This is a genomic window from Acetobacter oeni (genome assembly GCF_011516825.1).
In the GTDB taxonomy this organism is placed as follows: domain Bacteria; phylum Pseudomonadota; class Alphaproteobacteria; order Acetobacterales; family Acetobacteraceae; genus Acetobacter; species Acetobacter oeni.
Window position 1 is genome coordinate 67,529 of record NZ_WOTA01000011.1, and the last position, 12,875, is coordinate 80,403.

13 protein-coding genes are annotated in these 12,875 nt (G+C 55.0%); 9 read left to right on the forward strand and 4 right to left on the reverse strand.

Annotated features, from left to right (window positions below; translation table 11 throughout):
• Nucleotides 1–11: 11 nt before the first annotated feature.
• Complete coding sequence (locus GOB90_RS09115; protein WP_173572012.1) at nt 12–899, reverse strand: extracellular solute-binding protein; 888 nt, start codon at nt 897–899, stop codon at nt 12–14.
• A 231-nt stretch (nt 900–1,130) separates the two neighbouring features.
• Nucleotides 1,131–2,261, reverse strand: a complete 1,131-nt coding sequence (locus GOB90_RS09120; protein ID WP_173572013.1) for an ABC transporter ATP-binding protein — start codon at nt 2,259–2,261, stop codon at nt 1,131–1,133.
• Between the two features lie 130 nt (nt 2,262–2,391).
• Between GOB90_RS09120 and GOB90_RS09125 the strand changes: the two genes are divergently transcribed.
• The 8 genes from GOB90_RS09125 to GOB90_RS09160 all read left to right on the forward strand — a co-directional run bounded on the left by GOB90_RS09125 (nt 2,392) and on the right by GOB90_RS09160 (nt 9,487).
• Nucleotides 2,392–2,673, forward strand: a complete 282-nt coding sequence (locus GOB90_RS09125; RefSeq protein WP_146886408.1) for a DUF883 family protein — start codon at nt 2,392–2,394, stop codon at nt 2,671–2,673.
• Between the two features lie 169 nt (nt 2,674–2,842).
• A complete protein-coding gene (locus tag GOB90_RS09130) occupies nt 2,843–3,271 on the forward strand; it encodes a hypothetical protein (protein ID WP_146886410.1) in 429 nt (142 codons plus the stop codon).
• A gap of 241 nt (nt 3,272–3,512) precedes the next feature.
• The gene (locus tag GOB90_RS09135; RefSeq protein ID WP_146886497.1) at nt 3,513–4,010 is read left to right on the forward strand and encodes a MarR family transcriptional regulator; all 498 of its coding nucleotides are present in this window, start codon (nt 3,513–3,515) and stop codon (nt 4,008–4,010) included.
• Nucleotides 4,011–4,114: 104 nt separating this feature from the next.
• The gene (locus GOB90_RS09140) at nt 4,115–6,376 is read left to right on the forward strand and encodes an FUSC family protein (RefSeq protein WP_242011914.1); all 2,262 of its coding nucleotides are present in this window, start codon (nt 4,115–4,117) and stop codon (nt 6,374–6,376) included.
• Entirely contained in the window at nt 6,376–6,570 is a 195-nt protein-coding gene (locus tag GOB90_RS09145) for a DUF1656 domain-containing protein (RefSeq protein ID WP_146886412.1), read from the forward strand. The genes GOB90_RS09140 and GOB90_RS09145 overlap by 1 nt, the downstream gene beginning before the upstream one ends.
• A 37-nt stretch (nt 6,571–6,607) precedes the next feature.
• Complete coding sequence (locus GOB90_RS09150) at nt 6,608–7,519, forward strand: HlyD family efflux transporter periplasmic adaptor subunit (RefSeq protein ID WP_146886414.1); 912 nt, start codon at nt 6,608–6,610, stop codon at nt 7,517–7,519.
• 133 nt (nt 7,520–7,652) lie between these two features.
• The gene (locus tag GOB90_RS09155; protein WP_261765925.1) at nt 7,653–9,161 is read left to right on the forward strand and encodes an efflux transporter outer membrane subunit; all 1,509 of its coding nucleotides are present in this window, start codon (nt 7,653–7,655) and stop codon (nt 9,159–9,161) included.
• Nucleotides 9,162–9,220: 59 nt separating this feature from the next.
• On the forward strand, nt 9,221–9,487 hold the full coding sequence (locus GOB90_RS09160; RefSeq protein WP_146886418.1) for a hypothetical protein: 267 nt from the start codon (nt 9,221–9,223) through the stop codon (nt 9,485–9,487).
• A gap of 31 nt (nt 9,488–9,518) precedes the next feature.
• Here the strand turns inward: GOB90_RS09160 and GOB90_RS09165 are convergent, their stop codons facing one another.
• Entirely contained in the window at nt 9,519–10,163 is a 645-nt protein-coding gene (locus tag GOB90_RS09165; protein ID WP_146886420.1) for a 2OG-Fe(II) oxygenase family protein, read from the reverse strand.
• A 461-nt stretch (nt 10,164–10,624) separates the two neighbouring features.
• On the opposite strand from GOB90_RS09165, the gene GOB90_RS09170 reads away from it, so the two are divergent.
• The gene (locus tag GOB90_RS09170; protein ID WP_242011920.1) at nt 10,625–11,665 is read left to right on the forward strand and encodes a glycosyltransferase family 87 protein; all 1,041 of its coding nucleotides are present in this window, start codon (nt 10,625–10,627) and stop codon (nt 11,663–11,665) included.
• Between the two features lie 30 nt (nt 11,666–11,695).
• Here GOB90_RS09170 and GOB90_RS09175 read toward each other — a convergent pair whose 3' ends face one another.
• A complete protein-coding gene (locus GOB90_RS09175) occupies nt 11,696–12,763 on the reverse strand; it encodes a flippase-like domain-containing protein (RefSeq protein ID WP_146886424.1) in 1,068 nt (355 codons plus the stop codon).
• Between the last annotated feature and the right edge of the window lie 112 nt (nt 12,764–12,875).

Consider the following 12,875-nt stretch of genomic DNA (forward strand, 5'->3'; position numbering starts at 1 on the left):
TCGCTGCCAGATCAGTGCTCAGCGAGCCATTGGCGGAACTGCTCCTGGAGGGCGGGCAGATGATCGCGCCAGAACGAGTTACTGAACAGAGATGCCGGGGATTCATGAGAAGCATCAGGATCCCGATTGTTCCTGTTTTCTGTCAGAAGTGATATTCGGGAGCTGAAGGTTTCCCGCTGTTCGGGTTTGATGATCCATGTGCGTAGTGCCTGAGCTGCCGCTTCTCCGCGCATAGTTCCTGCCGGAATAACCCAGTCATAGTTGATATAAAAAATTGACGACGGCAGCAGACCGAATCCCGGATTTGGGTGTTTGCTATTTGTTATGAAGACGTCGGCTGTGGCTGCAACCCCCATTAATGCGGCTCCGGTCGTCAGAATGCGCATTGCATCTCCCGGTGCCGTCCACCAGACGATGTAGGGGCGGAGCTGATTAAGACGCCTGAAGGCACGATTAACGCCTTCGGGCGTGCTCAGTACGCGATAAATTGCATCGGGGGGGACGCCATCAGAGAGGAGGGCAGCTTCCAGAGTGCCACGCGGATCAGCGCGAAGTCCGCGTTTTCCGGGGTGTCTTGCAACGTCCCAGAAGTCTTTCCAGTCCGGTTTGCCCCTAAAACGGGATGTGTCCCATGCGAGAGTAAAATCGAGGGAGAAGGCCGGGACATTACAGGAAGACGACTCACGTGTTGCCGGGTCAGCAGCATCAGTATCAGAAGACAAAAACGCGCCATCGTTGCATCCGGCCTGAGCGACTTCATCTTCCGTAAGAGCCAGAGACCAGCTGCGTTGAGGTGTGCCTGTTTTTTTTTCCAGTGTTGTCAGGTCGTTGTTCCGGATAATGGTCGTGATACGCTGACCGGTGATCCGGGTGAACGGTTGCCAGAAGATATCATTCAATATCGTATTAAGCGCGCCTGGAGGTGTGGCAACGATAATTGCGTTTAAATGAATGCTGCGAGCCTCGACACGGTGGCCACAGTCTGCCGTTATCACCAGAAAGAGTGCAGTTGCGCTTAAAAGACAACGGCGGGTAACAGACAGATGTCTGACCGGTGGATTGCCGTGTAGAGGGACGTGCTGGGGCTCGCGTTGCAATGGATGGCCTGAAACTCAAAATATTCTCTGAAGTTAACCCGGTTTTCCGTCCGACGGAAAGGCCAGTGCATTTTCGGCTCTCCAGGCAAGAAGAGCCGGGCTTCCTGCGGATATTCCCGGTCCAAGGCCACCCGGTGGACGATGGACAATCATTTCCGTCCCGTCTTCCAGCCGGAAACGCAGAAAAATGAAGTCGCCGAGGTGAACTGCTTCAAGAAGAGACGCGGAGAGGTAGCCGTGCGATTCTTCCGGAGAAGCGTCTCGACCACGCTGGAAAAGGGGAGCGATCTGGCCGGGGCGAACACAAAGGTCGGTCAGGTTCCCCCCTTTGAGCGCCGGGTCGGCTATGGCCTCCATTTCGCCGCCGCAGGCAAGCCGGACGCGTGCGATATCATCCTCAACGGACAAAACGATACCGACCAGGCTATTGGCGTTGCCCATTGAACGCGCAATTCGCGATGAGACAGGACGTTCAATAAGGTCCGAAGCTGTGCCGAGCTGAAGCATCGCGCCGTCCGCCACCACGCCGATGCGGAGTGCGGCCGTGAGCGCATCCGATCTGTCACGCGTGATAAGCAAAAGACTCAGCGCGCGGGCACGGCGTAGCCTTGTCAGCCTCAGATGGATATCACGGCGTGTTTCAGCATTCAGGCCGGCAAAAATATTATCGAGAACGATGATGGCGGGATCAGAGGCCAGAACCCGGGCCAGAGACGTTCTGATATATTGTCCGTCTGACAGGGCGGGCGGAAAGAGATCCGCGAGGCTATCCAGTCCAAGAAGAGCAAGATGTTCGTTTGTGAGACGACGGAGATCGGATGGCGCGACGCGTCTGACCCGTAACGAAAATGCGACGTTTTCACGCACGGTCAGGTGGTCAAATAACACTTCCCGGTGGCTCACGATGCCGATGCTGCGTTTTCCGGGAGGCCGGGCTGTAATGTCCTTGCCGGCAACAGTGATCTGTCCTGACAGAAGTGGCAGATACCCTGCGAGCATGTCAGTCAGTAGTCCGGGAGCTCTGGCCGGGTCAGATAAATCGAAAAGAGCCAGACACTCTCCCCTGTGCATGGAAAACGTCAGTGGTGCACAGCTGTAAGGGGTGGTGGCGTTGATGACAGAGAGAGAACTGCCTGCCTGCTCGGAAGGTTTGTGGCTTGTCATAAGGGTGTGCCGGGTCATCATGAGCATATGGAACCACAGACACGGGCGGGCGTTAAGATGTATACCGGTTGCGCCGGGGTGTAGCGTCTGCTCTCCGGTCATGTGGCTGAATTTTTAGGAGCAGGGGCATATGTCCGCTGAGAAGATCAGAAAGAATGCTGAGCAGACTGTCAGCGAAGCGACTTCAACCGCTCGTGAGGAACTGGAGTCACTTAAATCCCAGCTCGAACAGTTCCTCAATCACCATGTGGTTCCTACTCTTTCCGAAGCCGCGAATACGGCAGTCTCAAGCGCTCGTGATATTGCCGGGCATCAGAAGAAGAGTGTTGAGACAAATGTGAGCGCTAAACCACTCCTCTCCATTGGAATATCTGCGGTGGTCGGGTTTGTCCTGGGCAGGCTGTCGCGTTAAGGTCTCGCCCTGAGACATCCCTCTAAAGGCTGTCCGGGGCTGAATTATGGTATCTCTTCCCTTGAGGGGGAGATGAAACAATCTGCTTCGGGCGCTTCGGGGAGGTGATTGGTAATGGAAATGCCGGTTCATCTTCGATGCCGGCCTGAAGCAGGGTGGCCCGGGATTTATGCGCATCTTCGAAGTAGGCAAAGCTGCCGCAGTCGCGGAAATTGAGCTCCTTCAGCAGAAGGCAATGCGCATCGGACGGCAGGCGGCACTCCTGATTGTGGGAGCCGTTCTGGGTTTCTTTTCGCTGATTACGGGCCATGCTCTCTTATGGGCAATTTTTCTGTTTAAGTTTGGTTTCGGCCCTGTCGGCGCGCCGGCGGCAGTATTCGGCCTTGATATTTTTCTCGCGCTTGCATTTGTGTTTATGGGGCGGCGCTCTTATCTCCTGCCGGCTGAAGTTGAAGCGCGCATGAATCGTGACCGGCATTTTAATGAAATGCGGCAGGCTGCTTCTATCGCGGCGGTCGCGACAACAATGACGGGACCAGTCGGACGCTTCGCTGGTCGCAAAGTCTGGAATATCGTGGCGCGTCGCCGTCGCAACTGACACCAGCTTCCGATTTTGTTTGCGTGTAATAGTGAGCGGGCCTTCTGGCCCGTTTTTTGTGTGTTGCGGGTCTCTCTTCGAGGCGTGAATGAGAGCCATATAAGTATGCTGGCTGGAGCGATTAATTCTTGTCGGGCGTATATTGTTAGGATACGAATAATTCGTCTCCTTTCATTTTGGTGTCTGAAATGATTTCGTTGTGAGCGACTCCGTGAAAGAAGCAGAAGATATTGCCCGGGATATGCCTTTGCTCCGGCGCAAATTCGGCCATCGGCTTGCGCGTCTGGCGACACTCTGGCGACGTGAAATCGACCACGATCTTCGTCAGTTTAATCTTACCGATGCCACATGGCGCCCACTTTACTACCTGCGGTCACTGCCTCCGCCTGTGCGGCAAACGGATCTTGCCAGAGCCCTTTCTGTCGAGGCTCCATCGCTGGTCCGTGTTCTGGATGTGCTTGAAAAACAGAATTTTGTGTCTCGGGATGTCGATCCGGAGGATCGCCGATCTAAACTGATTGGTCTGACGGAGGCCGGTGCGAAAGTGGCAAACCAGGTTCTTCATACGGCTGATAGTGTCGGAGAGCGGTTGCTGGCTGGCGTATCGGAGTCCGCTCTGAATGAGTGCCTTTCCGTCTTTGATCAGGTTCGGTCCGGACTGCAGGAGGATCGGGAGCGGAACGCGGGGGAATCCGATACAGGTCGCGGCCAGCCCGGTTCACGGTTTCCTGTTCTGTGAGTGAAGCCGCGACCACATCTGAATCTTTATCCGCAAGCATCTTCCTGCGATTTCGTGCAATCGGAGATGCCATTGACAGAGAATGGCGATCCGACTGGGCACGTTTGAGCCCGACCGTTCTTTATGCTTTTCGTGTCGCGCTTTCGATCGGGCTGGCATTATGGCTTGCCGGTTTTTTTATGCTCGGTCAGCCAATCTCTGCGGTGACCACTGTGCTGATCGTTGCCAATCCGACGCCGGGCGCACTGATTTCAAAGAGCATCTGGCGTATTGTCGGAACGCTCATCGGTACGACACTCGGCGTCATGCTGATGGCATCATTTCCACAGCAACCCGTTCTTTTCTTTGCGGGACTTGCGAGTCTGATCGGCATGGCGTGCTGCGTCGCGACGTTGCTGCGTTTCTATAGAGCTTATGCGGCCGTTCTGTCCGGTTATACCATTATCATCATATCAGTGGGCGCTTTCGATGATCCTGACCGGATTTTTCTGAGCGCCATGTCGCGGCTGTCCGTGGTGGTGGTTGGTATCATTAGTACGGCCGTCGTCTTTCAGCTGACCTCCATGAAAAGTCCGAATACCGCCACGGCACGTATCGAACTTCTTCTTCGTGATGTCCTGGCGCAGTTCGCTGCGCTGTCGTCCGTCGAACGTGACACCGAAGCGCCGCGTTCCGACGAGGTCGGGCAGGAAGGGGCATTCCGGGAGATGGATACGGTCGCGTATGGCGCGCGTGCCCGTCTTCTGGCTCAGGCTGCGGCGGTGACGGAAGCAATCGAATATGCATCTTCTGTTGATTACGAAGTCAGCCGCCGGTCAGCAGCGCTTCATCAGGGAGTGTCACGACTGCTCGGCCTGCTGAGTGCTCATCATGCGGCCTGGCGACAACTTCCACCAGGCGACTCTGATCGCGTGATCCGTGCCCGCCTGATCTCAGGTCGTCTGATGCGGGAACTCGCAGATATGCCGGCAGACATGCTGCTACACGCCGATCCTGCCCCGATTCGTTCGCGGATCAGTTATGCGCGGGCCGAAATCGAATTTCTGGCGCGGGAAACATCAGATCTTTCCGGGCTGGCGGCTATCGACACGGAGCGCGATATTGTCGTTCAGCTCGGGCTGGCCGTGGATAATCTTTCAGACATAGCCTGGCGTGAGCCTGATGTCAGACTCATGCCTCTTTTTGAATGGCCTGCTGCCTTGCGCAATGCAGCACGAGCCGCTCTCGTCACGCTGACGGGGTGCCTGATATGGTATGTTCTGCGCTGGTCAGCCGCGCCGAGTATGCTGGTTTATCTGATTGCGGCTTCATGCCTGTTAGCCACGGCGCCCTCGGCAACGCGCGGTGCGGTCCTGCTCGCATCCGGTACTGTATGTGCTGTTCCGGCCTGCTACGTTTTCCAGACTTTTTTTCTGCCTCAGACTGACGGTTTTCCGCTGCTCTGGATTTCTCTGGTACTGAGTCTGCTGCCAGGGATATGGATTCAGTTCCATCCAAAATATGCGCTGTGCGGGTTTGGTTACGCAGTCTTTTTCAATGTGATGGCCAGAGTTCAGAATCCGGTACGTTATGATGATATAGCGCTGCTGAATGGCTGGTACGCATTCCTTGTCGCGGCGGCTTTGCTAGCGCTTGTATTTCGCGTCATTCTTCCTGCCGATCAGCGTCTGGATGCGGCTCGACTCATTACGGCCCTTTGTCGGTCCGTTCAGGCTTTTGCGGTTCTTCCACTTCGGGAAAAAGTCAGCTGGCCAGGGTGGGAGTATCTGCAGATGCAAAGGGTGCTCAGGCTGAATCAGCGACTGTCATTTGTTGAGTCGAGCGAGCGTGTATTTCACGTCACGGACGCAGCTCTGGCGGCAGTCGCTCTCGGGCGCGTGGTGATGCGCCTGCGAACATTGCTGCGTGAAGGGGGGGCGACTTCTGAACAGAAGGCGATTGTCATAAGCGCGCTTGTGTCATTACGTAATCTGAGGCGTGACCCTTTAGCCACAGCAGCAAACTTACGTGCGGCAGCGTCTGCGGTAAAGCCTGATCTCGCAGCTTCAGGGGCAGAAGAGCCATCGGCAGAGACCCGGACCTTTCGTGGTCTGGCGGAGGCGGCTTTCTCGCTGGAAGATGAGGGGGCCTCGGGTGATCGTCCGGCCACTGCAGCACGGCGCGCGCAGGAAAGACTACCTGCCCTGAGCACCGCCAGACGCATGGCAGCCTGTCTCGTACAGGCTGCACAGCTTATCGACGCCGCTCCGGGTTTCTTCCATAAGGAAGGTCCGATGCAGCAGGGCGCGGATGATCCCCGTGCTCATGCAGATTTGCGTTCGTTAGTAATATCACCTGCGAGACGATCTGACCCGAGAGTTGCCTGATGCTGACCGAGTTTAATCTGTTCGGCGTATTCATGGCGCCGATCGTGGTTTATGCGCTTGCTGCGCTGCCTGTTACGATGTTTGTGCGGTTTCTGCTCTGGTGGAGCGGAATTATGCGCTGGTTCTGGCACTTCGCACTTTTCGAGGTTGCGCTTTATACCTGTATCCTCTGTCTTCTTATTCTCTACGTCTGAGCTGTTTCTTTCGTCTGAAGGTTTTTGAGTCACCGCAATGCCGCTGCTCCGCACTCTGATTCGCGTGATTTTGACCCTAGCGGTTGTCTCGCTGGCTATCGTTCTAGGGATCACCCTGTGGAACACCTACATGATCGCACCCTGGACACGCGACGGTCGTGTTCGTGTGTATGTCGTCGATGTGGCGCCGGAAGTTCCTGGCACAGTTGTGCAGGTTCCGGTTGTGGACAACCAGTTCGTTCATAAAGGTGATCCGCTTTACGTACTTGATCCGGTCCGGTTCCGGCTGGCTATTCGTGAAGCTCAGGCCCGGCTTGACGGCGCGCTTGAAGATCTGAAGCTGAAGCAGAATGATGCCCGGCGACGTATGGGGCTGTCTGGTATCGTTTCTGCTGAAGAACAGGAAGTGTTTAACTCGAATGTCGCGACGCAGATAGCGGCAGTGGATGCGGCGCGCGCTGCTCTTGATGTTGCAAAGCTCAATCTGCAGCGCTCAGTGCTTTATTCGCCGGTAAACGGATTTATTACGAACCTCAATCTGCGGGTAGGTGATTACGCGACAGCGGGGCAGCCAAGGCTCGCGGTGATCGATTCGGATTCATACTGGGTTTATGGTTACTTCGAGGAAACCAAGATGTGGGGTGTCCATGTCGGGGACGTCGCCCGTGTGAAGCTGATGGGATATAAACAGATTGTCCCGGGTCATGTTGTGTCCATTGCCCGCGGTATCAATGACACGAACGGAAACCCGGATAAGCTGGGCCTTCAGGACGTTAATCCGATTTTCACCTGGGTCCGTCTTGCACAGCGTATTCCGGTTCGCATCCATCTGGACAGTGTGCCGGAAGGTGTAACGCTCGCCGCCGGGATGACCGCGACGATCAGTGTCGGGCCTGAGTCAAGAAGCCGCCGCGGCAAGTTGACCACATGGCTCCAGGACCACTTGTGAGCCAGCGGACCTGATGATGCACAGAACAATGGTTGCAGAACATTCGCGGGATGCAGAGTCTCCTGTGACTGAGGCCAGGAAGGGCAGGGCAGTAACGCGCCTTTCGGCCTCGTGGCATGCACGTTTTGTCGCAATACGCCGCAGGACTGTGCTCTTCCTCTCAGCGGGGTCTCTTCTGGCCGGGTGCTCGGTCGGACCAAATTTTCAGCCTGACCGGATGAAGTTACCACAGGGCTTTACAGAAGCTTCGGAAGAACGCCCCGCAACGCCGGAAGAGATTGCACATACCGATAAGGAAATGACGGAGTGGTGGGCGAGCTTTAATGATCCGATCCTGACGAAGCTCGTCGAGACGGCCATCAAAGGTAACTATGATCTTCAGATTGCCGGGCAGAGGATTCTGTCCGAGCGGGCGACGCGGGATAAAGCGGCCTCGGCATGGTATCCTCAGGTAGATGCCAATGCGGGTGGCGGAGACGCGCGCTACTCGCTCAATATCGATAACTGGCCGTTGCGTCCGGGAAATCCGTCAAACCGTCCTGAAGCATCAATGCTGACATATGGCATGTCGGCCACATGGGAAATCGATGTTTTCGGGCGTATCAGGCGTAGTGTCGAGGCGCAGGAACATGCGGTTGAAGCCTCTGTGGAAGGGCGGCGCGCGTTACTGATGACACTACTTTCCGAACTGGCGAACGACTACATGCTTCTTCGGGTCACGCAGCTTCAGATCCAGATCGCAACGAACAATATTGGTGTGGCGCAGGATGCTCTCAACCTGACAAACCGACTGTATTCGGAAGGGTTGGGGAATACACTGCAGATCGCTCAGGCTCAGGCTGAACTGGACGCACAGGTTGCAGCACGTGAGCCGCTGAAAACACGCGTTTCCCAGATTACGCATGCGATTTCGGTACTGGTGGGCGAGATGCCCGGCACTCTTGAAGAAGAGCTTAAGGTCGTTAAACCTCTGCCGGTTGTGCCTGCTTTTCCTGCAACGATGCCATCAATTGTGATTGCAAATCGTCCGGATATCCGGATGGCGGAAAGGGATTACGCTGTTGCCACGGCTCAGATTGGCGTGGCTGTGTCGGATCTTTATCCGCACTTTGTCATTCCGCTGAATTTTAATCCGAACGCTTCGGCCATGTATCAGCTTTTCCAGGTTAATGCGATGAGCTGGCAATTCCTGATGATGGCGAGTCTGCCGCTCGTTCATGGCGGCAAATATACGTCTGCGGTGCGTGCTGCCCAGGCCGCTGCGGAAGCTGCGCGACTCCATTATCGCCAGGCCGTGCTGACCGGCTTCAAAGAGGTCGAGGATGAAATGGCTGCCTGGCACGACGATATTGAGTATTCAGAGCAGTTGCATAAGGCAGCGGAAGACAGCGCTCTGGCCAGTGAGCGGGCGCGTAAATTGTATGCAGCCGGTCTGATCGGCTTCCTGGATGTTCTGACCACTGAACGGACGACACTGAACGCGCAGAATGCGGAAGCTCTGTCGAAACTCGAACGTCTGCGTGATGCTGTTAACTTGTACACAGCCATCGGTGCTGGCTGGCGTGGGGTTGCTCTGACAAGTTCAGCGCTGCCGGTCTCACTGGAAACGCAGAATATATGGGCGCGTGCGCTTAAGCAGTAAAAGCGCCTCATTGCGTTCGGGCGTTCTGTTTCAGGACGAGCCGGAGTCAGAGGCATTTTATGGCACCTGATGAACCAAATTATCTGCGTCGCCTGTGTATTATCCTTGGTAGTCTTTTTTTAGGATTTACGCTGGTTGTTCTCTCAGGCTGGCAACTGATCTATAATCCTGGCTCCGGAGATGCGTGGTGGCTCTGGTCTCTGCGCCGCGTGCCACTGGTGCTTGGCGTGGTGCTTCTGCTCACTGGGTTTGTTTTGCTCCGAAAACCGGTCGGGACAGATCCATCGTTACCGGAGGACGACGTCGACAATATGGACGGCGCCTGAAGTCATGATATGGGCTGCTACCCGAAATCTGTCACGCGGCGAAAGTAAGTCTCTTTGCCAGAGCCGAAAATTTGTGCCTGCGTAATTCGGAGCGGGCTTTGCTTCCGGTTTCCATATAATTGAGCTGGATCGTGTAGCGTGGACCCACGTAGCGGCGATGGCCATGCCAGCTCGTCGCGCAATTTGGAAAGACAAGCATAGTGCCATTGATAGGCGGCACTTCAACAGCGTAGTTCTCGACATCGTCCGGGCTGCGCAGAAGTCTCAGACACCCTTCCTGCCGCTGGAAAGCCGCCGCGGTTGGATTCAGATATAATAAGACAGTGACACGTTTTGCTGCCGAATCGCGGTGGATACGTCCGTCTTTTTCCCGCGTGCGACCGCGCAGGGTCAGCATGACCGGTGCATCATGCAGATCGAGATCGAATTTTGCGGCGATTAACCGACGCAGTTCCGGCCCCTTCAGTTGCGCAATCAGATTTTTTACGAGCGGTGAAAGTGCGAGTGCTTCGGGTGGAAAAGAGCCGCCGGAAGTAATTTCGGGCAGAGAGGCATGAAGAGCCCGGAGATCATCGGAGCGGATAAAATGCGGCACCACAACATGAGGGAAGGGGTTTGCAGATACCAATGTTTTCTGAAGAGCCGCATAATCAGGAGTAATTTCTGATGTGCTCATACCGCTTCTCCGTGAGGCATATAACTTCGATGATGTCCGATATTATCTGTTCGGCTTCCCAGCATATGCGTTCGTTCTGTCCCTGTCACATACGATGAAAGGAAAGAAAAGCTGGCAGAAAGACGATATTAACCGCTTTAGCCGAAAATTTTCCCAAATTCCGAAATGCAGGATGAGGGATGCACGCGGTCAGACGGTTCATGAAAGTAGCGATATTGCGCGCTGACTGGCTTACTGCCGGGCGAGCGCGGGCTTATTGCGAAATTTTTGGTTTATTTGGCTGGGCAACTTTTTTGCTGATGTTGCTGCTGCCGTGGTGGAAAACTGGCTGGAATGCACAACCACGATTCGGCGACTTTATCAGCTTCTGGGCTGCATCAGATCAGGTGCTGAACGGGCATGTTGTCGCAGTCTACAACACAACAAAACATCATATTGCCGAACTGGCCGCCTTTCCGAAAATGTCCTTCGGCAATTTTGCTTTCTTTTATCCACCGACATTTCTGCTGACCTGCACTCCACTTGCGCTCCTGCCATATGGAGTTTCCGCGTCTCTCTGGCTTGGCACTGCCAGTGTGGCCTATGTCAGTGCGCTGCGCCGCATTCTTCCATGGCGCTGGGCATTGATTCCCATTTTGGCGTTTCCGGGTTTCGTAATTGATTTTACTAATGGCCAGAATGGCCTTCTGACAGCAGCTCTGCTTGGCTGGAGTATGATGCTGATGAGGCAACGCCCTTTTGTTGCCGGTCTCTGTCTGGGGTGTCTTGTGATTAAACCCCAGTTACTGGTTGCTGCGCCGGTTATTTTGCTGTGTACACGCCAGTGGCGAACCATTGCCGGCGGCATTGTTTCCGGTGGCGGGCTCATCGTTGCATCATGGATTGCTTTCGGAACAGTTGCGTGGTCAGGGTTTTTTCGAATGGGACACTCTGCCCGGGTAACGTTTGAAATGGGATATGTTTCTTTCTGGAAGATGCAAAGTGTATTTACGGCAGTTCGACTGTTGCACGGCAATGTATCGCTGGCATACGTGCTTCAGACCACGACAACTGTTTTTGTGTTTTTTCTGGTCGGATGGTTGTCCTGGCGTATGAATCTGAAAAACGGCAACGGGTCGTTTGCTGGCGATTGTGCTCCGGAGATAGCGCTGATGATTGCAGCGTTACCGTTTTGCACCCCGTTTCTCCTTGATTATGACCTGGCTTGTCTTGCTTTTCCGATGGCGTGGCTTTTCATCCAGGGGCGCTCGACTGAGTGGCTGCCTGGAGAGAAAATTATTTTGTTTCTGGCATACATCTATCTTCTGGGGGCCCGGCTTTTTGGTATGGCAACGCTTGTGTGCCCGACTCCTTTTATCGCTTCAGCGTTATTGCTGGCCATAGCAAGGAGAATGGCCCCGGCCGAATGTGCGCATGCGATATCGGGTTTTAAATATGCAATACGCGAGCGAAGTATTTTTGTCAGAAAGAGGCAGGTATCCGTGTCCGGGGAGAAGGCCTGAGACTCTTCAAACAAAATGGCCCCGGGTGTTTTAGCTGTGGGGCATATCCTGGTGCCCTTCAGTTGCTCCCGGATTGTCGGCCTCAGGCGCAGAGTTACTGGCCTCGCGGGCTTTCAGAGCGCGCATTTCACTTATCTGCCACAGCAAAAGAACCGGGATGCCAATACAGAATTCGCGTCCACGTCTTAACAGTGCCAGCGCGAGGCCAACGGATGAAGGGAGGCCGAAGGCATGAGCCAGCGCCATGTAGGCTCCTTCCAGAACACCAAGACCGGCCGGAACAAGGAACGACGCTGACAGTAGGCCGCATGTCACGCCTTCGATGGCTATTGCATCAAGGAAGCTGAGGCGGCTCCCCAGCAGAAGAACCGTCAGCCATAACAAGGCTGCGCTACTGATCCATCCTGTGAAATGCACTGCGGCTGAAGCAGAAATGCGGGCCGGACGTGACCATGCATCTTCCATAAGCGTCTGAAGCGTATTTGCTCCGTCCAGCATGGTGGTCTGCCATTGTCCGGCGATATGCTGGCCCAGAAAGCGGACAGTACGTTTGACGGCACTGCCTCCTCTTTGTTGGGTCCAGATAAAGCCGGCGATGCCGATAGCAAGCAACAGAGCGCCGATGATAACGGGTTTTACCAGCGGGTTAGCTCTGGTCCCGAAGGCCAGAAGGGTAACGGCGAGCAGAATAAATACAATCTGACCAAGGACTTCGGTCGTAATATCGACGACGTTGGCGCACGCCGCTTCCGGCCATTCAACCGGTGACTCCGCGACATCATGAATGCCGGGATGCCGACACGTTGCCCGAATTCCAAGAACGATTCCCCCGAGCTGAGAAAAGGGAAGGCAGGTTGCGGCGGAATCACGCACCATTCTTGCTTTGAAAAGGTGAGGGAAGCTCATGGTGGGAAACGCTGCATGCCAGGCCGCGCCAAGTATCAGATCCACCGCGAGTTGCGCGATGATTGTGATAACAAAGCCGCCGATGCCGATACGCGTTACCGCATCAATAACTTTATCGACACCACTCCATGCTGTTGCTGCCGTGATTGCAGCCAGCCCGAGGAGGGTGAGCAGAATAGTGAGCTTCTTCAAGGCGCGGTCATGTCCACTGGTTGCGGCCCACCCAATCACAGGCAATGGCGGGTATACCTGTTGCTGAAGTGTCCTTCAAACATGCATTCAGGTCATGTGCATGCCGCTATTT

Bases quoted from the DNA above. Each gene is read 5' to 3' on its own strand.
- GOB90_RS09120 (WP_173572013.1), bottom strand. From the start codon at position 2,261: ATGACAAGCCACAAACCTTCCGAGCAGGCAGGCAGTTCTCTCTCTGTC.
- GOB90_RS09125 (WP_146886408.1), top strand. From the start codon at position 2,392: ATGTCCGCTGAGAAGATCAGAAAGAATGCTGAGCAGACTGTCAGCGAA.
- GOB90_RS09130 (WP_146886410.1), top strand. From the start codon at position 2,843: ATGCGCATCTTCGAAGTAGGCAAAGCTGCCGCAGTCGCGGAAATTGAG.
- GOB90_RS09135 (WP_146886497.1), top strand. From the start codon at position 3,513: ATGCCTTTGCTCCGGCGCAAATTCGGCCATCGGCTTGCGCGTCTGGCG.
- GOB90_RS09145 (WP_146886412.1), top strand. From the start codon at position 6,376: ATGCTGACCGAGTTTAATCTGTTCGGCGTATTCATGGCGCCGATCGTG.
- GOB90_RS09150 (WP_146886414.1), top strand. From the start codon at position 6,608: ATGCCGCTGCTCCGCACTCTGATTCGCGTGATTTTGACCCTAGCGGTT.
- GOB90_RS09160 (WP_146886418.1), top strand. From the start codon at position 9,221: ATGGCACCTGATGAACCAAATTATCTGCGTCGCCTGTGTATTATCCTT.
- GOB90_RS09165 (WP_146886420.1), bottom strand. From the start codon at position 10,163: ATGAGCACATCAGAAATTACTCCTGATTATGCGGCTCTTCAGAAAACA.
- GOB90_RS09170 (WP_242011920.1), top strand. From the start codon at position 10,625: ATGTCCTTCGGCAATTTTGCTTTCTTTTATCCACCGACATTTCTGCTG.